Here is a 22,413-nt window from a genome sequence, read left to right as displayed (position 1 = left end):
GGTGTCTGTCACCCTGCTCGATGCATACAAAGATTTTCCCAGCCTGCCCAGCCATCCGGAGCAGATTGCAAAGGTCATCGACGTGCTCGGAAAAACGTCGTCGGCGGATTACGATCTCCTGCACCTGATTCAGTATGATCCCGCCATCGCCGCCCGCATTCTGGCGGTCGCCAATCTGCCCGTGTACGGGTACGAGCGCCGCGTCGAGTCCCTGCAACAGGCGGCGGGCCTGCTTTCTCCCAGCTTGGTGACCAGCGTCATCCTCACCACCCCGGTGTTTGAAATGTTCCGCGACGCCGATCACACGTATCACCGGAAATTTGATCACCTGCAACTTTGGGCGCATGGCGCGGTGACGGGAATCCTGGCGGCGTTTATGGCGAACAAACTGGGTACGATGGAAGAAGACGTGTGCCTGACGCTGGGGTTGCTGCACGACCTGGGAAAGATGGCGCTCATCATCAACCATCCCAGGGAGGTGTTGGAGGCCCTGGACCGGGCAAGGAAGGATTCCCTCCCATTTTCTCAGGCGCTTCAGAACGTCGCCGGATGCACCCCTCAGGAAGTGGCGGGACGGCTGGCGGAGGAATGGCATTATCCAGTCAGCCTGATCGAATACATTCAGTCCCTGGAAAACGGCAAGGCCGCCCGGGAGACCGGTCCCGTAGCCATCGTGCGGCTGGCAAACCGGCTGGCGGAAGACTGGGGATACGGCGATGGGCTGCACCTGCCGGAAAACGAACCGCTTGACCCGTTGGTGGCGGCGCTTGGTATATCGCTTTCGGATCTTTCGCAATGGAAGGTGGACATGCAGTCCCGGGCGGAAAATCGAGCCCGACGGATCCTCTCTAAAACGCTTTCCTGAAAAAATCCGCTATCGTGCGGAACACGGAACCGTTCAACCCCAGACTGGAGACATGTGTTTGGCGGTCCACCTTCTGGGTCAATGCCTTTAAATTTTCGGAGATGGAAACCGGGTACGAAGGGTCCGCTCTGTCCAAAGATCGAAGCGGTTCAGGCAGGGCCATCAATTGCGCCTGCGCATGGGCGCGCAGGGTTTGCAGGGAGACGGGTGGATGCAGGCGGCGCCCGCCGCGCATCATGGGTGTGATCAGGGTTTCGCCTTCCAATTCCTCATTGGCCAGACCCAGTTGATCGCTTGCAAACCGACCTCCGGCATCCCGTAACCGGAACACCTGCTTGGCGCCGGGCAGGGTGGCTTTTCCCTTGGACCGCTTGCGCCGCGGCTTGCCGTCGTACTCCTGCAACTTGTAGGCGCATTCCAGAAACGGTGCGTCGTCGGAAACGACCAGCTTCGTGCCGACGCCGAATCCCTCCACCGGAATGTCGTGTGCCACGTATTCGGCAATGGCGTGTTCGTCGAGATTGCCGCTGACGAATATCTTGATGTGTTCCAGTCCCGCTTCATCCAGCCGCCTGCGCACTTCGCGCGCCTGTGCCTGCATGTCGCCGCTGTCGAGGCGCACTCCCTGAATGCGTATCCCTTTCTTTTCAAGTTTGCGGGAAAGCCTGATGACCGATTCAGTGGCCTCAAAAACGTCATACGTATCGAGCAGAAGAGTGGTGTTCTGCGGCCATGAACGACAGAACTCATAAAACGCCGCTTCCTCGCTGTCATGCGCCTGCACATAGGAATGCGCCATCGTGCCGTAAACCGGAATGCGGTTGGTGGCTTCAGCGAGCACGGTGGCGGTTCCGGCGAATCCGGCGAGGAACGATGACCGTGCCGCCAGCCATCCCGCTTCGGCGCCGTGGGCGCGTCGAAGGCCGAAATCGACAAGGCGCCCCCGACCTTGCGCCGCCAGAACGCACCGCGCCGCCTTGCTGGCGACCAGAATGGAATAATGAAGCAGGTTGATAACGCGTGTTTCCACAAACTGGGCCTCCGGTAAAGGCGCGGTGATTCGCAGGACCGGCTCGTTGGCGAAGAACACCGTGCCTTCGGGCATGGCGTCCACATCTCCCGTGAAGCGAAACGTCCTTAACGAGTCCAGAAGCTCCTGGGGAAAACGCCCGCTTCGCTTCAGCACATCCAGTTCCTGCGGAGAAAAATGCAGGGCTTCCAGGTAACGCAGGACCGGCTCCACTCCCGCACACATCAGGAAGTTGCGGTGAGGCGGCAGGTCCCGCACAAAAAATTCGAACACCGCCTGCCGGGTCATCCCCTGGTCGATATAACTTTTAACCATGGTGAACTGGTAGAGATCGGTGAGAAGCGCACTGGCCTGGGCGGGGTCGAGACAGACGTTATTCACCGTTGCGAAACGGCAACCGAGCTCCCGCATTTCGTTCAACGCGCGCGCTTCGTCCTCCGGGTTCACGTTGACGGCGCGAATGGCGTCCTCCAGCAAAACCACCTCGAAAGTGTTTTTCACCGCATCGCGCACGGTGTTGAGCACGCAATAGTCGGTGGCGAGTCCGCCGACAAACAGACGGCGCACTCCCAGGGCTTTCAGTTCGGAATCGAGACCTGTTCCCTGAAAAGCGGAGTAGGCGTCGGCTTCCTCGGTTTGGGCTTTACTGATGACAACGGCGTCCGCAAGGTTCAGCTCGGCGGCGAAATCCGCACCCTCGGTGTCCTGGATGCAGTGCGGCGGCCAGGGGCCCCCCTGCTCTTCAAAGGAACAGTGCATTTCCGGATGCCAGTCCCGGCTGGCAAAGATCGGAAGGGATGCGGCGCGGAAAGAATCGCCGTACCGGTTGAGGGGTGCGATGACCCGGTCACCATGGGGCACGGCCAGGCTGCCGCCGGGCAGAAAGTCGTTTTGCAGATCGACGATCAGCAGGGCGTCTCCGGATTGTGGCGTCAGGTCCTTCATGCAGGCACCCGAAGTGGAATGATGGTTCCATTCTAACGCACCCGCATGCAGGATCAACCCGACGCTGAGGTTGTGGGTGTAAAAAGAGGGGGGAGTTCGTATCAGCCCGTGCGGGCGAGGGCGGCTTCGCAATTCAATAGAAAATGCACGATCGACCGCGCACAGCCGTTCAGGTCGGCGACGCTGAGACTTTCGCCGGGTTCGTGCATGCGGCATTCCTGATCGTAGGGCGCGATGACCAGTGGCGGAATGTCGTCCAGTGCTTTCATCAATTTGGCAACGAAGGGGATGGACCCGCCGCAGCCGAACAGGCAGGGTTTCACTCCATAACCGGCTTCCAGCGACTCCAGCATGAGGGTGAACGCCGGGTGCTCGATTCCTGTACTCCATGGAGATCCGCCTTTGTCATCCCCGAACTGCAGTTGCACTCCTGCTGGTGCGTTGGCCTGGAGGTGGGCCTTTACGTCTTCCGCCGTCTCGGTTTCGTTGTTGCCCGGCGCAAGACGAATTTCCACCATGGCTTTCGCCGCGTTGTCTGCAAACCGGCGGGTGGTGCCGTCGTTTTCGGCGTGCAGGGATTCGGAGGTGATCCGTTCTATGGGGCCTTCCGGCGCCATGTAAAGGTGTACGGGTCCGGCGGTGAGGCGGCCATTGCCGTCGATCAACCCGTCGATCATGCGCGCCAGTTGAATCTCCGCTACCGGGAACGGACCGCCGGAGACACCGGAATGCGGATCCTTGAGAGCAGCCTGCACAATGAGGTTCAGAGCCAGCGTTCCGGAGGCCGGGGCCTCGGCTTCTTCCACGGTGATTTTCAGGTTGAACGGATTGAGCCGGTCCAACACCTCGGTAACAGCAGACCGGAAGGCGTTCGAGTCGAGCTGGCCTTTCAGGTGAAACGTCAGTCGTGCCGCTGCCGTGCCCAGCACCACCCCGCCCGCCACGCGGTGCCCCGGCCGCACATTGGCGTAAGAGGTCCGCAGTTGGGCCTGGATCATGGCCGCCTGGTTTTCTTCCACAGTCAGCTTCACCTGGGGCAGGAGTCCGGCCATGCGGCGCTGGGTTTCGACGGTTAGAGGCACTGCCTCGTACCCTTTGCGTTCGTCGGGGGTGACGGGGATGTCGCGCCGGGCAATGGCATTGACGGCCAGTGAATGGTCCTCGTGCACGAGCGTTGCCAGGGTTTTGTAAAGGGCCGTCTGGGCGTCGAGGCCGCTTTCGTTTTCGGTCCGTGCGGTGACGTGCGTCTGTGAAATGCCGCGCAGGGAAGTGGTCAGGCCCGGTACCCCCGTCGCCGGATTGGTGACATCGGTGATGATCACGCAGTTCGCGTCGGTAAAAAAGTCCCGGTTCTGCAAAATCTGCTCGATCAGTGAGTAGGATCCGGACTCTTCTTCCGTTTCGAAGATGATTTTCAAATTGCAGGGAAGTTTCGCCAGCGTGTCTTTCGATGGGTTACGGGGATCGAATCCGATGGATTGCAGGGTGGCGTCCACCGCCATGCCAATGGCGATGACGCCGCTCAGGTCGTCGGCGGCGCCGCGCCCGAAGGCCCGGGTGCGGTCTTCGTTCCAGCGTAATTCCGTTGGCGGCACACCGTCCCATTTCAGGAAACGACCGTCGTCCATGTACGGTTGTTTGTCCAGGTGCGCGTACATGAGCACTGTGGGTTTGCCTTCCCCGGCAGTGAGCGACGCCATGAGGATGGGCGTGGCACGCTGGGGACCTTTGGGCGGGGTGTTGATGTGCACGTAATCGAAGCCGATGTCGCGCAGGTAGCGTTCCGCAACCCCTAAAATTTCCTGCATGTCGGTCGGTTCGGTGCGATCGCCTTCGAATTCGTTGACGTTGAAACTGCGGCTGTCGATGCGCACCATCTCACGCATGACGTCCATGTGACGTGAAAACAGTTCGGTGTCCGTGTCGATGCGTCGCCGGGCGTCCCGGCTCCATTCCGCAAGATCCATGGCTAATATTCGGGATTCGGGTTCGTGAGGTATTGACAACGTCGATTTCTTTACAAAAACCGACCCATCATATAATATAAAATCCGGTTAGCGGCAAATGGATTTGCCGTTTTTCAGGGGGTCCGCATGTCCCAGCGTGTTCTCAATTTTTTCCGTTTGATCCGTATTATAAAGGAACGAGGCAATTGGCCGCTCATTCGCCGGTCACGTCGGCAGTTGCTTGATTTTGTTCTGTGCCGGAACGACATTCACCGCAAGCCCCTGTGGGCGGTTCCATTTTACTGGTTGGACCTGTTGAAAGGACTGGACATGCTGGTGTGGCGGCTGGAAACGTTCGGTTTCCTCTTCCAGAACGGAGCGACTCCCGAAGAGCGGGCCCGCCTGAACCAGAACCTGAATGCCTCACATCCCTGATTCGCATTGTCTCCTTTTAAATAAACGCTGGAGACCAGGAGTGCCATGATTTCCCAGGCTCGGCCTGTCGACGCCCCGGTTTCCCTGCGAGCCTCACGCGCTCACAAAGCCGGTCTCTGGTTGACCGTTCTCACCGGCGCTGTCATTCCGGTGAGCACGTCCCTGACAGAAATCCTCACCACACTGGTGCTGGTGCTGTGGTTCGTTGCGGGTCACCACAAAACGTTTTGGACCCGTATGCGGTCGCACCCGGTGGCACGCTCCGCGGTGATATTGTACCTGATGCTCATCCTCGGGGTGCTGTACACTTCGGCGGATCTGCGTGACGCTTTCGGTATCCTGGGCAAGTACCGGGAACTGATTTTGATCGTGGCGTACCTTTCTTTTCTTGATAATGATAAAACCCGCCGCATGTGCCTTGTGGCTTTCGGCGCGGCGATGGTGCTCACGCTGATTGGATCGTTTTTCCAGTACTACATCGCGTCTCCTTCCACGGATCCCAACCTGAGGGTCGGGTTGCCATTCAAAAACAGCATCACGCACAGCCTGTTGATGGCGGTTTTTGCTTTCGGCCTGATGGTGCATGTGTTTTCCCGCCGGGAAAACCGTAACAGGATTATTGCACTTTCCGTTTTGTTGGCAGTGGTTGTGTTCAACCTGTTTTTCATGGTGGACGGACGTACCGGATACGTGTTGTTTTATCTTCTGGGATTCCTGTTCCTGTTTCAGAAGTTCAAACTGCGTTATGCGGTGATGGGTGTTGCGGTTTTGGTCGCATTTCATTTTACGCTCAGTTCGGTTTCTCCTTTGTACCAGACTCAGTGGGATTTCCTGACGCGCGGCATCGCCAAGTACATGGATCGGGGCGATGCGGCTTCCTCCATCGGTATGCGCATCGAGTTTTCAACAAACAGTTATGAGATCATGATGGAACGCCCCTTGTTCGGTCACGGTACCGGGAGTTTCCGTCAACGGTACGCGGACCACGCTGCAACAAACCAGCTGGAGCGCGTCACCGACAATCCCCACAACGAATACCTCATGCTTGGCGTGCAGACCGGGTGGATGGGCATCGGTCTGTTTTTGTATTTCATTTTCACATTGTGGCGGTATTCGTTTTCGCTCGATCCGTATCACCGCAGCCTGGCGCAGGGACTGGCGGTGATGGTGACCTTCGGGGCTCTGGCCAATTCGCTTTTGATGGACCACACCGAAGGCATGCTGATTGGCTGGCTGGCGGCAGTGCTGTACGCCCCGCTTGTGAACGACTCAAAAACAGAAAATGCTTAGCGTCATTCTCATCACCAAAAACGAAGCCGTGCGTATTCGGCAGTGCCTGGAGTCGGTGAAGTGGGCCGATGAAATCGTGGTGCTGGATTCGGGAAGCACCGACGGCACGCCGGACATCTGCCGCGAATACACCGACCTTGTCCACGATGTGGACTGGCCGGGATTCGGCCCGCAGAAAAACCGGGCGCTGGACATGGCAACGGGCGACTGGGTCCTCTCTGTGGACGCCGACGAGGTGGTGACCGATGCGCTCCGCGATGAAATCGAACGGACATTGCGCAAACCCAAATACAATGGGTATAAGATCCCGCGCTCCTCGCATTATGTGGGGCGGCGCATCCGGCATAGCGGATGGACACCCGATTACGTGGTGCGGCTGATGAAGAAAGGCTCCGGCGCGTTCACCAATTCCCTGGTGCACGAAAAACTGGAAATCGCGGGCAAGGTGGGCCGGTTCAAAAATCCGCTCATCCATTACAGCTTCGACACCTTCGAGGACGTGCTCGACAAAATGAACCGTTACTCGACCTACAACGCGCAGATGCTGTACGAGCAGGACCGCAACTCCAGCCTGATGGAAGCTGTTGCGCGCGGCATGTGGGCGTTTTTCCGCGCTTATATTTTGAAGAGGGGATTCCTCGACGGCAGGCAGGGATTCCAACTGGCGGTGTCGAACGCGGAAGGCACTTATTACAAGTATGTCAAACTCATGGAACTGTATCAAAATAAGAAGAGTGAGGAACCGTGACGGCTCTCAGCATCATATTGAGTACGTACAACCGTCCCGACGCGCTGGAGCGCGTGCTGACCAGCCTCGAAGCGCAAACCGACCGCGACTTTGAGGTCATTGTGGCGGATGACGGGTCGACGGAAAACACGCGCGCACTGGTGGAAACGTTTTCACAAAGGAACACGCTGGTGCTCAAACATGTTTGGCACGAGGACAGGGGATTCCGCGCCGGTGCCATCCGCAACAAGGCGGTGGCGGCATGTGAGGGCGAACGGCTGGTGTTTCTCGACGGCGACTGCATGGTGTTCCCGGATTTTGTCGAGCACTATATTCAACTGATGGAGCCGGGATTCTTCCTGGCGGGCAACCGCGTTCTTCTTGATGAATTGCTCACCCAGCGCACACTCGAAAAAAAACTGCCTCTGCACAAATGGAGTCTTTTGAAGTGGATTTCAGTGCGGCTTCGGGGCGGGGTGAACCGGTTGGTTCCTTTTCTGCGTCTGCCGCTGGGCCCATTGCGCAAACTGTCGCGGAACAAGTGGCAGGGAGTCAAAACCTGCAACCTCGGTGTGTGGAGGCAGGATTTCGTGGAGATCAATGGCTTTGACGAGCACTACCAGGGCTGGGGGTATGAGGACTCGGATCTCGTCATCCGCCTGCTCAACAAAGGCATTGTGCGCAAGGAAGGCCGTTTTGCCCTGCCGGTCCTGCACCTGTGGCATCCGCTTGGAAAGTCACGCGAGACAGAGGAAAACTGGAAACGGCTGGAGGCGGTCATGCAGTCCAGCACCACGCGTATCGACAACGGCCTGAGCAATCACCTTGCCTGACGGAAAAAGGCTGCCCACAAAGTTCAATTGGGAGGCCGGGCCCGGTTATTGACCACCCTGTTCATAAAAGGGGATGTTTTTTCTACAAGAAAGGCCGCTCATCAGAGCGGCCTTTTTGATTGGTCAGTGGATTGAATTTATGACAATCAGCAGTTTTTGTGCGCCCCATCGCAGATGGGGGAGGTCTTGGTGAGACCGCAATCGCAGATGGTCAACCTGCGGGGCCGTTCCAGAGTTACCTCCACCGGACTTTTACCGGTTTCCTTCCGGTCGTGCGAGCCGTCACAGTACGGTTTATTTTCCGACTCTCCGCAAGTACAATAGTACTTGGTTCCCGGTGTTTCGTTCACATAAAAAGGCTTGTTCTGGTACGCCATGCAAGTCTCCTGTTTGGTTTAATCGGTTTTCATCTGCTTCAAGTTCCGTAAGGGGATTCGGCCGGTCGCCTTCCTTTTAGATGGAAACAACGGCGGAAGGGTTTGGAATTTTTTCATGAAAATTCTCGTCACCGGTGCTACCGGGTTTGTCGGTCAACAACTGCTTCCCTTACTGAAAAACGCGGGCCACGAGATATCCGTTTTGACTCGCGATCCGGAAGGCGCGGTGGTGCGTCTGCCGGTTCTCTGCCGCCGTTACAAATGGGACCCCGCTCTCCTCGAGCCGCCCAAGGAAGCACTGGAAGGTGTGGACGCGGTCATTCATCTCGCGGGGGAAAACATCGCCACGCGCTGGACCGATTCGAAAAAAATGGAACTGGAGCGCTCGCGCGTGCTTTCGACGCGTCAACTGGTCAAGGCGATGGAAGAGATGGATGCGCGGCCCGGTATTTTCATTTCCTGCTCGGGCATCGGTTATTACGGCGACCGCAAAAGCCTGGAACTGGACGAGTCACAGACCCCCGGCAACAGCGTGCTCGCCGAGGTGTGCAAGAAGTGGGAAGCGGAAGCGTTGAAAGCCGAGGCGCTGGGGGTACGGACCGTGGTGTTGCGCATCGCCACCGTCCTGGGCACCGACGGCGGTGCAATGCGGTTCATGCTACCCGCCTTCCGCATGTGTGTGGGTGGCCGTGCCGGGAACGGCCAGCAGTGGATGAGCTGGATTCACGTCCGCGACCTGGCGCGTCTCATGCTCCACGCGCTCGATACCGAAACCCTGCGCGGACCGGTGAACGCGTGCAGCCCGGAACCCGTCACCAACGCCGAGTTCACCCGCACGCTGGCGAAAGCGGTGGGACGCCCCGCCTTCATCCCCGCGCCCGCGTTTGCACTCAGGCTGGTATTGGGGGAGATGTCCGAGGTGCTCCTGGCCTCTCAAAAAGCTATGCCCAAAAAGGCGCAGTCGTGCGGATTTCAATTCGACTACCCGGACGTGGAATCGGCGCTCACCCAACTGGCCGATGTGCGAACGCACGAAATGCGGATGGAACAGTGGGTTCCAAAACCGATTGATACCATTTTCGAATTTTACAGCGACGCCAAAAACCTGGAAATATTGACCCCGCCCTTCCTGAATTTTTCCGTCACGGGTCAGTCAACCCGGGAGATGGAGGAAGGCACACGTATCAACTACCGTTTGAAACTGTACGGTATTCCCTTCCGCTGGCAGTCGATCATCATGGACTGGTCTCCCAACAACCGCTTTTCCGATATCCAGGTGGTGGGGCCCTACTGGCTGTGGCACCACACGCACGATTTTATCGAACAGGACGGCGGTACATTGATTCGCGACCGTGCTATCTATCGCGTCCCCATGTGGACGCCGGGTGATCTGTTCATCTACCCCATTGTGCGGCGTGACCTGGAAAAAATATTTTCCTTCCGCTGGAAGAAAACCTGCGACCTGTTTGGGGAATGACCTGACTTCCTGTGGCACCTCTTGACGCAGACCGGCGATGCCGCACGTGTGTGACCTGTGGTACACTCCCCTCACTTTAATTCTTGATAATCCGATTTCCCATGCGTCCGTATTTGTTTTTCATTTTTTCAACCGCGTTTGTATTTTTATTGGCGGCGGGATCCGTTCATGCGCAACCCGATGTCCGGCAAACCGTTAAACATCCGCTCACCGGATACGCGTTTTCGTTTCCACGTGACTATTATTCGCACAACAACTACCAGGTGGAGTGGTGGTATTTTACCGGCAATCTTAACGACGCCGCCGGACGCGAGTATGGTTACCAGTGCTCGTTCTTCCGCGTTTCGCTTGCCGGCATGAAGGCTCTCCAGCAGTATCAGGATACGCCGTCCGAATGGAGCAACGAACACATTTACTTTGCCCACATGACGGTGGTCGATTTGAAGAACGGCAAATTTCATTTTTACGAACGCATCAACCGTTCCGGTCTGGGGCTCGCCGGTGCAGCGGAGGATCGGCTGGAGGTGTGGAACGAAAACTGGAAGCTGACCGGAGCAGGCAACATGCGCAAGCTCACTGCGAAGGAAGAGGGCAACGGATTCGATTTGCAACTGGCTCCGGAAAAAGCCCCCGTCATCCACGGCACCGGTGACGACAAGCCGAAATGGGACATTCCGGAGAAAGCGCCGAACTACTACTCCTTCACACGTTTGAAAACCAAAGGCACGGTTTTCATCGACGGACAGCCGGTGGAAGTGACAGGAACGAGCTGGATGGACCACGTGTTTGCGGAGCGGTTGCTTGTGCCCAAGCAGGCGGGGTGGGACTGGTTTTCGCTCAAGCTGGACAACGGAGCCGAGGTCATGCTGTTCAGAATCCGCCTGCAGGACGGAAAATACGATCCCCGTTCCGGGGGCACGCTGGTGAGGGCCGACGGCACGCAGGTGCACCTGCCCTCTGAAAAACAATCGGTGGACGTGTTGAAGACATGGACCAGCCCGAAGTCAGACGTGACTTATCCCGCCGCGTGGAAAATTGATTTACCCGAACGCAACATTGCATTGAAGGTGATTCCAGATTTGGCGGCGCAGGAATTGTTCCTGCTCCGGTCCGTCTCCAACTCGTACTGGGAAGGCAGCGTGACGGTGGAAGGCACCTACGATGGCAAGTCGGTGAGGGGCAAGGGCTACGTGGGACTGGTGGGTTACGGCGGAAACCTCTCCGCCACGTTCGGTCCATGAGCCTCGTCAGGTTCTTTTCGGAATCAAGATGCTCAGGCAGGTGAGGCCGCCGTCGGCCTTTTCAAACTCGCTCACCGGCATGGCGCGCACTTCCAATCCACGCTGTTCCACAAGCGCCCGTGTCCTGGGATTTCCTTTCGGCATCAACACGGTTCCATTGATGGTGAGGCAGTTGGCGGCATTGGACTCTCCGCGTGCGACTTCGATGCGGGAATGGTTTTCGAATGGAGTGGGGTCGACGTGTTCCGGATCGATCAGCAACAACTCACCCGTCAGGCAACTGACCGCGCTTTTCAGGTGCAGCGCGCCGTCAACAGCGACCGGAACCACCGGGCGCTGGGTGAATTTCGCAATGGCCTCAACGGCGAGGGGATTGGTGCGCGTGGACTGGCCGACAAAAATGGTGGAACCCACCTGCAGCACATCCCCCCCATCGACGAATACCGGTGGCTCCAAAATATCAATTTTGCGGTGCCGCCCCAGAACGGTTTTGAGATGAAGGGTTTCGCCCCGGCGGCTGGTCGCGTTCATCGAGGTCAGCAGTGCCACGTCATCGAGAACGATGGCGTTGTCCTCAATGAACGTGCTGTCGGGAAACGCGTCCAGGGGTTCCAGCGCCTCCACCTGCACACCCAGGCTGATCAATGTTTGTACGTAAAACCCGTGCTGGCGCAGGGCGAGCCGGAAATCGATGGGAATCCGCTTTTCCCTGCGTGAAAGGGCCCGCAGGAACGTGGCGGCGGGAGGCCGCACCAGGGCGGTCAAAGGTGTGTTCATGGCGGTTGCGTTTTAAGAACCCTGATTGTTCTACGGGTCAATCCACTGTCGGTGTGTTCATGAGGCGCGACAGGTACAGCATGGTCAGGTTCTTTTTGCATTCGCGGAAACTCTTGAGCATCGCCTTGGAAGGCATGAGGTCGTCATTGGTCCGTTCGTTCTGCGCGATGTAAACAATCCCGTCCACGAGGGTGAAATCGTGCTTGGTCAGGCGCATCTTCTTTCGCAGGTATTCGTTTGGGTAAAGGTAAATTTCGTCCAGTTTGGGCAGAAACGACTCGTCCATTTCGTACATGATGCCTTCCATCATCCCCAGGTTGCTTGGCGCGGGGACGACATTGGCCATGCCCAGTTTTTCCACACCCTGGTTGTCGACCGGGATTTTGTTGAAAGCCAGTTTGTGAGCAGAGAGGGTGACACAGAAGGATGCGTTGGCCTCCAGGCCGTGCTCCTTGAAGACCCGCGGGTTCATCAGTTCGTCGTAAGCAAACCAGTTGATGTAGTTTGGCATGGCAGGGTTCCGATTTCGGTTCGCGTTCAAAAAAGCGCCGGTTTGGAATCCAAACCGGCCGGATTGCATCTAAAAAGTCAAAAAGCAAATGGCAGAATACCCCCAATCATACGGGAAAATCGGCCTTGAAAAAAGGTGGTAAATTTATTTAAATAGGAATCCATCACAAAGAGTCAGGGTTGACTCCCATTAACGACTTACCAGCAAATTCCCGATTCGCCGCCATCGATTGTGTTTCGGGGATTCAACTTTGGTAAAGAAAAAAGGAGCTTGTTATGGCAGGCGGAAAAGTTGTTACGGTTTCGGATGACGAATTCGACCGTTCCATCCTTCAGTCGGACAAACCGGCTGTGATCGATTTCTGGGCGGAGTGGTGTCAGCCCTGCAAAATGCTGGCACCCACGGTGGAAGAGCTGGCTGGTGAGTATGACGGGAAGGTTGTGGTTGGCAAACTGAATGTGGACGACAACCCGCAAACAGCGACCAAGTACGGCATCCGCGGCATTCCCACGCTGCTGTTCTTCAAGGATGGACAGGTGGTTCAGCAGTTGGTTGGAGTGAAGTCCAAAGCCGAAATTCAAAAAGTGATCGACGAAACCCTCGCCTGAGTTTGACCCTGGCGGGGTGAAGGTCGAAGACAGATAGAGCGGGCTCGCCCCTGTTTCAGGGACGGGCCCCTTCTGTTTCCAGGACCGGGTGCAGGCCGAGGCGCTCGATCATTTCCATGTCGCGTTTCGGGTCCTGTCCCTTGGTGGTGAGGTAGTCGCCACCGAGAATGCCGTTGGCGCCGGCGGCGAACAGTTTTTCCTGGTGGTCGGTGAAAACCTCCTCGCGGCCGCCGCAGACGAACAAATCCATTTCCGGCATCACGAGTCTCAAGAGCGCGATGGTGCGGAGCGCATCGTACTCGTCCAGAACCTCCATGCCTTCCATTGCCGTGCCTTCCAGAGGTTTCAGGAAATTGATCGGGAACGACTGCGTTTTGAGTGCCTCGATGTCGAACGCCAGTTCCACGCGCTGGGCGAATGTCTCGCCCATGCCGAAGATGCCGCCGACACAGACCGGCAATCCCACCTCCTGCGCGTTGCGCACGGCGCTGACTTCATCTTCATAGGTGTGTGTGCTCACGATGTTTTCGAAATGGCTGCGCGCCGTCTCCAGGTTGTGGTGCACGCGGTCGAGTCCCGCGTCCTTCAACTCCTGCAGGTTTTCCTTGCTCATGAGTCCCAGCGAACAGCAGGTCTCGAGGCGCGTTTCCGCCTTGATGCGGCGAAGCGCTTCCTTGAGCGTGGCCATTTCTTTCGGATCGGTCATCGCCGTGCCGGAGACGACGATGGAAAACTCGTTGGAGCCAAAGGCTTCGGCCTTCTTGGCGTTGGCGACGATCTGGTCGACGTCCATCAGGCCGTATTCCGGCGACTCGGTCTCGAATTTCGAAGACTGGGCGCAGAAGCCGCAATCTTCCGGACAGCGGCCGGACTTGGCGTTGACGATGGAGCAGATCTTGACCGCGTTGCCTTTGAAATGGTCGCGGATGCGGTTCGTGCCTTCAAACAGGTAATCCAGCTCCTCCCGGTTGAGGCTTTCCAGTTCCAGCGCGTCTTTTCGGGTGATGCCCTTGCCGGACAACACGTTATCTATCAATGTATCGATGAATGCCGTTCTCATGGAACACCAGTTTTGTTGGATGAAGGGTTTATCTGGAAAAACAACCCAAAATACTAGCACAGCGCCGGGCAAAGGCAAACGGAAAAGGGGGTTGCCTCAATCGCGCACCTGCCGGTAATCGTCCACAAGGTTTTTGAGTTCCGTTACTTGCGTGACCGGCGGCAGGCACGAGCCGTGCTGGCAGACGTGGGCGGTGGTTTGGCCCTGCAGGGGTTCCTTGCCGGCCAGCAGAGGCACCCGCTGGGCGTCGGCGTCGCCGTCCAGCGCAAACGCGAACACCGTGTTAGGAAAAAACCGCCGGCGCATGAGCGGCCAGAAGGCTTCCATTCCCTTGTCCGAGTTCACCCCGCGAACCGCCACCTGTTTGCAGCCGCCCAGGTAAAGGTGCAGGGCCTGCATCATGAACGAGGAGTTGATGCCGTATTCGGTGACCTCGTCGGAGAAGGCGAGGAAGATTTTTTCGGCGCGGCGTTCGTAGTCCACGTTCTGGGTGAGCGCGGCGAGTTTCAACAACGCCATGGCGGCACTGCTGTTGCCGGAAGGCTCGACGCCGTCGTAACCGGACACCTGGCGGACGATCAACTCCTCCGCGTCGCTTGCGGTTTCGTAATACGCGCCTTCGTTGCCGAATTTTTCCTCCACCGTTTTCATCAAGGTCTCGGCCTTGTCGATGTAATCCGGGTTGTACGTGGCTTCATACAGGTCACAGCAGGCGAGTGCGATGGAGGTGTAGTCGCAGAGATACCCGTCGTAGCGTGCCTCGCCCTCGCGCCAGCGGCGGAGCAGTTTGCCTTGCGGCGTGCGCAGGTTGTTCCAGATGAAGTGGAGCGCTTTTTCGGCTTTGGCGATGCGGTCGGCGTCGTCCAGCACCCGTCCCACCTGCGCCATGGCGCGGATCATGAGTCCGTTCCACGACGTTAAGATCTTGTCGTCGAGGAGCGGCCGGATGCGTTGGCTTCGCACCGCCAGCAGTTTTTCCCGCGCTTCGGCGATTCTGGTCTCAACATGGTCCAGCGGCAGGCCGAGGTCTTTGGCGATCTGTTCCGGCGAACGTTTGACGTGCAGGATGTTCTTGCCTTCCCAGTTGCCGTTGGGCAGCACGTTGTAATAGGGGATGGCGATGCTCGCCGTCTCGCGGCCCAGCACCTTTTCAATTTCCTCCTGCGTCCACACGTAGAACTTGCCTTCGACGCCTTCGCTGTCCGCATCCTCCGCGCTGTAAAATGCCCCTTCCGCGGAGGTCATGTCGCGGTCGATGTATTGCAACACGTCGTTGGCGTAGTCGGCGAACTCCCGCTTGCCGGTCACCTGATAGGTCTCGATGAGTGCGGTGACGAACAGGGCGTTGTCGTACAGCATTTTTTCGAAATGCGGCACCAGCCATTGGTGATCGGTGCTGTAGCGGGCGAGGCCGCCGCCGATCTGGTCGTAGATGCCGCCGTGTTTCATGGCACGCAGGGTGTTCTCCACCATCTCCAGGCTCAGTGCATCGCCGGTGCGGTGGTGATGACGCAACAGCAAGGACAGGCCCATGGAGGGCGGAAACTTGTTCTGCTGCTGAAACAGAAATCCGTGGTGGAGCCGGTCGTAGGACTGCGAGTAGAACTCGCGGGTTTTGTTTTCGCCGTGAAAGCCGAGGTCATCCGCCGTGGCTTCGGTGTTCTGCTCCTGTTTGGAGACGTCCTTGAGGTAATTGATGAGCGCGGTGCTCTGCTTCTCCACTTTTTCAGGTTCCTCGCGCCAGGTTTTGTCGAGAAAGCTGAGCACTTCCAGGAACGACGGCAGGCCGTAGCGTCCGACGGAGGGATAGTACGTACCGCCGTAAAACGGAATGCCGTCCGGCGTGACGAACACGTTCAGCGGCCAGCCGCCCTGCTGGCCGAAGGCCTGCACGGATTTCATGTAAATGCTGTCCACGTCCGGGCGCTCTTCGCGGTCCACCTTGATGGGAACGAAATGCGCGTTCAGGTATTCCGCGATTTCCGGGTCTTCGAACGATTCCCGTTCCATCACGTGGCACCAGTGGCAGGTGGCGTAGCCGATGCTGACCAGAAGCGGCTTGTTGGCTTTCTTCGCCAGCTCGAACGCCTCCGGTCCCCAGGGATGCCAGTCCACGGGATTGTGTGCGTGCTGCAGGAGGTACGGGCTTTTTTCGTGAATCAGTTTGTTGGTGTATTTGTGTTCAGTCATAAAAAATCTGGAAGCGTTCGAAAAAATCGGGAAACGATTTGTCGACGCATTTCGGGTTCTTGATCCGGATGCCGGGGATGCGGAGCCCGGCGACGGCGAAGCTCATCGCCATCCGGTGGTCGTTGTAGGTTTCAATGGCCGCCGGTTTCAACTCTCCGGGTTCGATGGAGATGAAATCGTCGCCGGCCTCGACCTGTGCGCCCAGCCGCGTCAACTCCGTCTCCAGCGCCTGAATCCGGTCGGTTTCCTTGATGCGCAGATTGGCGATGCCGGTGACGGTGGTTTTGCCTTCGGCGAACAGCGCCACGACCGCCAAGGTCTGCACCACATCCGGCATGCTATTCATATTGATGGTGATTCCGCGAAGAGGTTTTCCCGTGACGGTGATTTTTTCATCGCCGATCTCCACTTCACACCCCATCTGTTCCAGCACGCGGGGGAACTGGATGTCGCCCTGTACGCTTCCGGGGTTGATGTGGGTGACGGTCACAGCCCCTCCCGTAACCGCCGCCGCAGCAAAGAAATAGGACGCGCTGGAGGCGTCGCCCTCCACCCGGTAAGTCTGCGCCCGGTAGCGCTGGCCCGCCGCGATGCGGAAGCGTTGATATGACTCATTGCGCACACTCACGCCGAAGGTCTTCATGATGTCGAGGGTGATGTCCACGTACGGCTTGGAAGTGAGCTCGCCTTCGATCTCGATGGTGGTGTCGTTCTGGAAATAGGGGGCGCAGATGAGGATCGACGTCAGGTACTGACTGCTTTTGTCTCCGGGTAGAGACAACGTGCCGCCACGCGGCGACCCTCCTTCAATGAGAAGCGGAGGGCACTGGTTGTTGCGCACGGATTCGGCGCGAATTCCCATTTGCCTTAAAGCTTGAAGAAGATCTTCAATGGGACGTTCCTGCATGCGTTCGTCCCCGGTGAGGCGGGTCTGCCCCGGTGCGAGCGTGGAGAAGGTCGTCAAAAAACGCATGGTGGTGCCCGCATTTCCGATAAAAATTTCATCTTTCGGCGTACGCAAGGTACCGCTTGTGCCGTTCACCGTCACGGCCTCTTTTTCTTCGTTGCAGGCGATGCCGAACTGCTCCAGGGCCTGCCTCATGTAACGCGTGTCGTCACTGAACAAGGGACGCTCCAGGCGCACCGTGCCCTCTGCCAGCGCGGCCAGCAGAAAAGCCCTGTTGGTGTAGCTTTTCGACGAGGGGGCCTCTACGGTCCCGCGGGCCACTTTGATCGGTTTGATTTCAATCAATTATTTTCTCCAGAGTCTTTACGGGCAGGTCCGAACAATGCGGCCAACTATATCACAAAGGCCGGCTGTCTCCCATGTTCCGACACGGGGGAGGCCGTCTTGTATCGAAAATGGGGTTTTGCTATGATTGCCCTACAGCTAGGCATAACAGGTAAAATCAGATAGGTTTTTTGCGTTAATCAAGGCTGTGGAGTTCGCCCATGCAATGGCTCAAATTCACTTACTGGAAAGAATGGTGGTTCAAAAAACCTGAAACCGAAAGAAAACGTCTCAAATCTTTTATTCCTCTGGTACTCTATACCTTCGGTTTCGTTTACTTTGTGATTTACCTGTCCATCCTCAATTCGGTGAACCGCTACAAGACCGGCGACACCGTCAAAAGCTGGTTCGGGGGCGACAGGCCGGAGCTGGTGAAATTGAAGGAAGAGCAGGAGCGGGAAATCGAAAAAAGTTACAAAGCCCTGCGCAAGCAGGTCTCCGGCGGCCGCTGATGGCGGCTCCCGGATTCATGACAGCAACCCCCTGGTTTCGATGAAACGACTCATTTATTTTGCAAACTGGTTGTACCTGTTTTCCCTTTCCCTTTGGGTTGGTGGCATGTTCCTGCTTGGCATTTTGGCCGAGATCGTGGTCCGCGTGAAATTGAAGGAACAACCGCAGATGGCGAGCAACGTCATGAATGGCCTGATGGATATTTTCAATGTCCATATCATATACTGGTGCATGGGCCTCATGATCGGTGCGGTTTTGATCCGTTTTTTTGCGGACCGTCTTGGTTGGGGAGGCTACGTGGAACCCGTGGTCACCAAAAGGCGTTATACCAGGCAGGTGTTTTTGGCGATCATGGTGGTTCTGGCGATTTACATCGGCAGTGTTTTGCGCCCCGAGATGCATGCGATGGACCAGAAGAAAAAAGCCAACCCGGAAAATATCCAACTGCAACGCCAATTCGACACTTACCACAGCCGGTTGACCTGGCTGTACACCGTCAACATGATTCTCGGCCTGGGACTGTTTTGGATTCATGGCAAGGAAATGGCCCGATTCCGGGAATCCGGCCAACCTGTGCCCCCGGCTTCCGCGTCCTGAAACCCGGTACGCTGCCTGATCCCGTGAGTGAAAACATATTTGAAGTTGAAGTGGATGGTTAAGCGGACTCAAAGATTTTGCCGTTTAGTGATCTTTGTGTCACTGTTGATTGGGGTTTGGGTGTCTTGCGCAGCGGCCGCTTCCGTGGACCATGAGGAAGAGTTGGCAACGCAGGAAGCGCTCAAGATGTATTCAGACATGGTGGAAATCCCCGCCAGCACCTTCCGCATGGGATTGGGATTTCATAAAATCACCGACATGCTGGAAATGTGCTGGCAGGTGGATGACCGCTGCAACCGCTGGTGGTTCAAGGATGAGTACCCGGACCACATGGTGTACCTGGATAAGTACTGGATCGACATTTACGAGGTCACGAACCAGAAGTACCTGGAGTTTGTGGAGGCCACCGGGCATCGGCCCGCCCTGGATGACACCTGCGAAACCAAAGCCTGCTGGGAAGGCAACCTGTGGAAAGGGAAGAGCTTTCCCAAGGAGATCAAAAACCAGCCGGTCACCCAGGTCAGCTGGCACGATGCAAAGGAATACTGTGAGTGGCGTGGCAAACGGCTGCCCACTGAGGCGGAATGGGAGAAAGCGGCACGCGGGCCGATGGGGAACCTGTATCCCTGGGGCAACGACCTGCCTCCAGGAAAAGCCACTTACCGCAGAAAGTGGCGTGGCATTCACACCATGACCGATGTCGGGTCCTACCCCAACGGCGTTTCCGTATACGGCGTCCACGACATGGCGGGCAACGTGTGGGAATGGGTGGCGGACTGGTATGACCGCAAGTATTACAAAAAAAGAGTTCGCAACAATCCCCAGGGACCCGAGCGGGGGGTCTTTAAAGTGATGCGCGGCGGTTCCTGGGTGAACTACGAGGACACCCTGCACAGCGCTTTCCGCCGCTGGGGCCGTCCTTACGTCCGGTTCAACGACACCGGGTTTCGCTGCGCCAAAGATCCCATCCCAATACCGTCCACGTCGGGACAAAATAATGAAGCCAAAACGGACTGACGACCTCACCGAAGCCGAACGCGACATTCTTCGCCGCTATGTCACCGATGTGGATGCCCGTGTTTTCTCCCTCCAAAACCTGAATCCGGAAGTCATCGGGGCGGCGCTGGCCCGTTACAGCCGGGCCCCCACCGGGCTCAAGGAAACCGTGGCACGTGAATTCCTCAATTCCGACGGCACTCCGAACGACGTCAAGGGAAGCGAGATGGTGGACCGCGTCGTCAACAAGTTCGGCGACGATTCGGTGGCGGAACTGGCGGTGGCTCCGATCTGCATCGAGGAAGTCTCCAACCTGATGACCAAGATCATTGAAGACTGCCGGATTGGTGGCTCTCCCATTGAGGAATCCACCCGCTACGTTCTGTATGACCAGCAGCGCGGCGGAAGCTGGCGTTACGTGCGCCCGCGCAACGTGATGGAATCGGGCCTGGGCGAGTCGTACGTCGCGGTCATGGATTTTCTGTTCGCCACCTACGCCGCCATGGTCGAGCCCATGCAGGAGTTGTTCCGCAAACGCCTTCCTGCCGATTCGTTCGCCATCGAGGTGGAACGCGGAAATGAAGTAGCGCGTGTGTATCCGAAGGACCTGAAGGGCGATAACGAGAAACGCGCGCACCGCATCGCCTACAACTTCACCATCCGCAGCGCGGCGTGTGACGTGATCCGCTGCATTCTTCCCGCCGCCACGCAGGCCAACGTCGGTATCGTCGGCAACGGCCGCTTTTTCTCAATGCTCATTTCGAAACTGCTGACGGAAGAACTGGTGGAGGCGCAGGATCTGGCGGTGCAGATCCGCAACGCGTTGAGTCACCAGATCCCGACGTTCATCAAACGCGCTGCCCGGCGGGAGCACCGGGCCGCCGTCCATAAAAAAATGCGCGCCCGCTGTGATGAACTGTTTGCCAGCGAACCCATCGAAACGGCGCCTGAAGTGGCTTTGCTGGAGGACCGGGACGAGGATTACTTCATCAATCTCGTGGCGTCGATGATTTTTCCCTACGTGCAGCATTCGACGGAACAGATCAGGCGCGTGGTTCGGTCGCTTTCCGAAGAAGCGCGGCTGGAAATTTTTCACCTGTACATGGGAGAGCGCAAAAGCAAACGCGACCGCGCGGGCCGTGCGCTGGAATACGGCTACCCCATCCAGTTCGACATCGTCGCCGGGTTCGCCGAGTACCGCGACCTGCAACGCCACCGCATGCTCACCCAGCAGAGACAGGAAATGGGTGTCCTGCTTGGCTATTCCATTCCCGATGAGATCGAAGAGATCGGCATGATGGAGGAAGTGCAGGAATGTTTTCAGCGCGCGGAGTCCCTGCACCATGACCTCAAGCGCGCGGGCCTGCGGGAAGAGGCGCAGTACGCGTCCCTGTTCAACCACTTCATCCGCTGGAACATGGGCATGAACCTGCGCGAGCTGGGTCATTTCACGGAACTGCGCACGCAGAAGGCGGGCCATCCCAAGTACCGCCGTGTATGCCAGACGATGGCCCGGCTTTACCTCAAGCGCCACCCGGAGATGGAGCCGGTCCTGCGCTACGTCGATTACAACGACTACGACCAGAGCATCACCCGCGCCGAACAGGAAGCACGCACCGCGCGCAAGAGTCTTGCAACCGGCGTGTTCGACGACATGGACGACTGAACCGTCAATAAGGCGGCAGGGTGCGGCGGAAGCCGTGAGCCAGAACCACCCCTAGAAAAAACAAGTTCCGCAACAGCATGGGCAGGAATCCTGTCTCCGGCGGAGAGTGCGCCTGTCCCGTTTCAAAAAAATCAGCCAGCGACTCACCCAGTCCTTCCATCCATTCCACCGTCTGCGGCCATTCGATGAGATCCGTCAGCCAGAGTTCAGGGATGCCCTCCCTGCCGACCCCCGCCCCGACGATGCTACCCAGGATGGCGCCGGTGGTGTCCGTGTCGCCGCCACAGCGAATGACCGAGAGCAGGCCGTCCAGGAAACGGGTGGGATGGCTCAGCCATGCATGCAACACCACCGGCAGGGTGTGGTACATGTAACCACCGACGCCTTTTCCGAGTTCCAAGGATTCCGCGAATGCCGGTGTGTCCTCGCCCCGTTGAATGCTTTCGAAGAGGAGTTCGATCAAATCGAAGAACCGGGAGTCCGCGCGGACATGCTGTTGCAGTGTCTTTCGATAGGAAGTTGCTTCGGCCTGTTGCCGTGCTGCGTGGTGGGCCGCCCAGGCGACAGCCAGCGCACCGTATTCGGCCTGGGGATCGGTGTGGGTGAGGCGTGTGTTGCATCGCACCAGTTGGTGGAGGCGTTCCGGGTCATGGCCGTAACCGATGCCGATCAAGGCACTGCGCATGGCCGGTCCGTTGCCCGCGGAAAACACGCCGCTGCGGTGTGGAGAAAATCCGGCAGACGATTTGAGGATGGCCCGCAATGTGGCGAATCCCACCCCGGCGGGAAGCGCGGCCAGCCACTTTCGCATACGCCCGGCCATATCGCGCGCAAACCGTTCCGGATCGCCAGCCGACTGCAAGAGGGCCTGCGCGGTCATGACCTGGTGCTGGGTGTCGTCGGAGACCATGCCCCGGCCGAACACAAAATGATAGGCAGCGGGATCGGGAAACAGACGCGATTGCCGCGTGCGCGACAATCCTTCCATCGGCAGTCCAAGCGCATCGCCCACAGCGGTTCCCAGCAGGCATCCGGTCACAGCGCGTTGCCGGTCGAACGATCCGGTCATGGTTGCCTCCTCCGGACTCAGGCCGGACG

General features: G+C 57.8%; 21 protein-coding genes. 12 read left to right on the top strand and 9 right to left on the bottom strand.

Features of this window, described 5'->3' with window-relative positions:
- Position 1 precedes the first annotated feature (1 nt).
- Positions 2–865, top strand: coding sequence for an HDOD domain-containing protein (locus ACTRXA_RS07965; protein WP_442426673.1), 864 nt, complete (start codon positions 2–4; stop codon positions 863–865).
- On the opposite strand, the gene ACTRXA_RS07960 is transcribed toward ACTRXA_RS07965, so the two are convergent.
- On the bottom strand, positions 849–2,840 hold the full coding sequence (locus tag ACTRXA_RS07960; RefSeq protein ID WP_442426672.1) for a nicotinate phosphoribosyltransferase: 1,992 nt from the start codon (positions 2,838–2,840) through the stop codon (positions 849–851). The genes ACTRXA_RS07965 and ACTRXA_RS07960 overlap by 17 nt on opposite strands.
- A gap of 101 nt (positions 2,841–2,941) precedes the next feature.
- On the bottom strand, positions 2,942–4,807 hold the full coding sequence (locus ACTRXA_RS07955; RefSeq protein ID WP_442426671.1) for a M20/M25/M40 family metallo-hydrolase: 1,866 nt from the start codon (positions 4,805–4,807) through the stop codon (positions 2,942–2,944).
- Positions 4,808–4,933: 126 nt separating this feature from the next.
- On the opposite strand from ACTRXA_RS07955, the gene ACTRXA_RS07950 reads away from it, so the two are divergent.
- The 4 genes from ACTRXA_RS07950 to ACTRXA_RS07935 are packed head-to-tail and all read left to right on the top strand — an operon-like array spanning position 4,934 to position 8,071.
- Positions 4,934–5,221, top strand: coding sequence for a hypothetical protein (locus ACTRXA_RS07950; RefSeq protein ID WP_442426670.1), 288 nt, complete (start codon positions 4,934–4,936; stop codon positions 5,219–5,221).
- Between the two features lie 45 nt (positions 5,222–5,266).
- Complete coding sequence (locus ACTRXA_RS07945) at positions 5,267–6,511, top strand: O-antigen ligase family protein (RefSeq protein ID WP_442426669.1); 1,245 nt, start codon at positions 5,267–5,269, stop codon at positions 6,509–6,511.
- Positions 6,504–7,259 (top strand): glycosyltransferase family 2 protein, encoded by a 756-nt coding sequence (locus ACTRXA_RS07940; RefSeq protein ID WP_442426668.1) that lies wholly within the window; start codon positions 6,504–6,506, stop codon positions 7,257–7,259. The genes ACTRXA_RS07945 and ACTRXA_RS07940 overlap by 8 nt, the downstream gene beginning before the upstream one ends.
- The gene (locus ACTRXA_RS07935) at positions 7,256–8,071 is read left to right on the top strand and encodes a glycosyltransferase family 2 protein (RefSeq protein WP_442426667.1); all 816 of its coding nucleotides are present in this window, start codon (positions 7,256–7,258) and stop codon (positions 8,069–8,071) included. Before ACTRXA_RS07940 ends, ACTRXA_RS07935 begins: the two co-directional genes overlap by 4 nt.
- Before the next feature lie 146 nt (positions 8,072–8,217).
- On the opposite strand, the gene ACTRXA_RS07930 is transcribed toward ACTRXA_RS07935, so the two are convergent.
- Entirely contained in the window at positions 8,218–8,448 is a 231-nt protein-coding gene (locus tag ACTRXA_RS07930; RefSeq protein WP_442426666.1) for a CDGSH iron-sulfur domain-containing protein, read from the bottom strand.
- 115 nt (positions 8,449–8,563) lie between these two features.
- Between ACTRXA_RS07930 and ACTRXA_RS07925 the strand changes: the two genes are divergently transcribed.
- Both ACTRXA_RS07925 and ACTRXA_RS07920 read left to right on the top strand, forming a co-directional pair.
- On the top strand, positions 8,564–9,925 hold the full coding sequence (locus ACTRXA_RS07925; protein WP_442426665.1) for a TIGR01777 family oxidoreductase: 1,362 nt from the start codon (positions 8,564–8,566) through the stop codon (positions 9,923–9,925).
- A 101-nt stretch (positions 9,926–10,026) separates the two neighbouring features.
- Entirely contained in the window at positions 10,027–11,166 is a 1,140-nt protein-coding gene (locus tag ACTRXA_RS07920) for a lipocalin-like domain-containing protein (RefSeq protein WP_442426664.1), read from the top strand.
- Between the two features lie 6 nt (positions 11,167–11,172).
- On the opposite strand, the gene ACTRXA_RS07915 is transcribed toward ACTRXA_RS07920, so the two are convergent.
- On the bottom strand, positions 11,173–11,943 hold the full coding sequence (locus tag ACTRXA_RS07915; protein WP_442426663.1) for a dimethylarginine dimethylaminohydrolase family protein: 771 nt from the start codon (positions 11,941–11,943) through the stop codon (positions 11,173–11,175).
- A gap of 37 nt (positions 11,944–11,980) precedes the next feature.
- Positions 11,981–12,454, bottom strand: coding sequence for a gamma-glutamylcyclotransferase family protein (locus ACTRXA_RS07910; protein ID WP_442426662.1), 474 nt, complete (start codon positions 12,452–12,454; stop codon positions 11,981–11,983).
- Positions 12,455–12,729: 275 nt separating this feature from the next.
- Here ACTRXA_RS07910 and trxA point away from each other — a divergent pair, with 275 nt between their 5' ends.
- The gene (trxA, locus tag ACTRXA_RS07905; RefSeq protein ID WP_005008235.1) at positions 12,730–13,062 is read left to right on the top strand and encodes a thioredoxin; all 333 of its coding nucleotides are present in this window, start codon (positions 12,730–12,732) and stop codon (positions 13,060–13,062) included.
- A gap of 55 nt (positions 13,063–13,117) precedes the next feature.
- Here trxA and bioB read toward each other — a convergent pair whose 3' ends face one another.
- From bioB to aroA, 3 genes are all read right to left on the bottom strand, one after another.
- On the bottom strand, positions 13,118–14,122 hold the full coding sequence (gene bioB / locus ACTRXA_RS07900) for a biotin synthase BioB (protein ID WP_442426661.1): 1,005 nt from the start codon (positions 14,120–14,122) through the stop codon (positions 13,118–13,120).
- A gap of 96 nt (positions 14,123–14,218) precedes the next feature.
- Positions 14,219–16,312 (bottom strand): thioredoxin domain-containing protein, encoded by a 2,094-nt coding sequence (locus ACTRXA_RS07895; protein ID WP_442426660.1) that lies wholly within the window; start codon positions 16,310–16,312, stop codon positions 14,219–14,221.
- Positions 16,305–17,564: a 3-phosphoshikimate 1-carboxyvinyltransferase gene (aroA, locus tag ACTRXA_RS07890; protein WP_442426659.1), complete on the bottom strand. Its 1,260-nt coding sequence runs from the start codon at positions 17,562–17,564 to the stop codon at positions 16,305–16,307. Before aroA ends, ACTRXA_RS07895 begins: the two co-directional genes overlap by 8 nt.
- 200 nt (positions 17,565–17,764) lie before the next feature.
- On the opposite strand from aroA, the gene ACTRXA_RS07885 reads away from it, so the two are divergent.
- From ACTRXA_RS07885 to ACTRXA_RS07870, 4 genes are all read left to right on the top strand, one after another.
- On the top strand, positions 17,765–18,055 hold the full coding sequence (locus ACTRXA_RS07885; protein ID WP_442426658.1) for a hypothetical protein: 291 nt from the start codon (positions 17,765–17,767) through the stop codon (positions 18,053–18,055).
- Between the two features lie 40 nt (positions 18,056–18,095).
- Positions 18,096–18,653, top strand: coding sequence for a DUF4149 domain-containing protein (locus ACTRXA_RS07880; RefSeq protein ID WP_442426657.1), 558 nt, complete (start codon positions 18,096–18,098; stop codon positions 18,651–18,653).
- A 120-nt stretch (positions 18,654–18,773) separates the two neighbouring features.
- Positions 18,774–19,670 (top strand): formylglycine-generating enzyme family protein, encoded by an 897-nt coding sequence (locus tag ACTRXA_RS07875; protein WP_442426656.1) that lies wholly within the window; start codon positions 18,774–18,776, stop codon positions 19,668–19,670.
- Positions 19,651–21,315, top strand: coding sequence for an FAD-dependent thymidylate synthase (locus ACTRXA_RS07870; protein ID WP_442426655.1), 1,665 nt, complete (start codon positions 19,651–19,653; stop codon positions 21,313–21,315). Before ACTRXA_RS07875 ends, ACTRXA_RS07870 begins: the two co-directional genes overlap by 20 nt.
- A 4-nt stretch (positions 21,316–21,319) precedes the next feature.
- On the opposite strand, the gene ACTRXA_RS07865 is transcribed toward ACTRXA_RS07870, so the two are convergent.
- Complete coding sequence (locus tag ACTRXA_RS07865; protein ID WP_442426654.1) at positions 21,320–22,384, bottom strand: ADP-ribosylglycohydrolase family protein; 1,065 nt, start codon at positions 22,382–22,384, stop codon at positions 21,320–21,322.
- Positions 22,385–22,413: the final 29 nt, after the last annotated feature.

Source organism: Nitrospina sp. P1_D6, assembly GCF_052156615.1.
Classification (GTDB): domain Bacteria; phylum Nitrospinota; class Nitrospinia; order Nitrospinales; family Nitrospinaceae; genus Nitrospina.
Note: the sequence above shows the minus strand (reverse complement) of the source record. Positions and strands in the feature narration are given on the sequence as shown.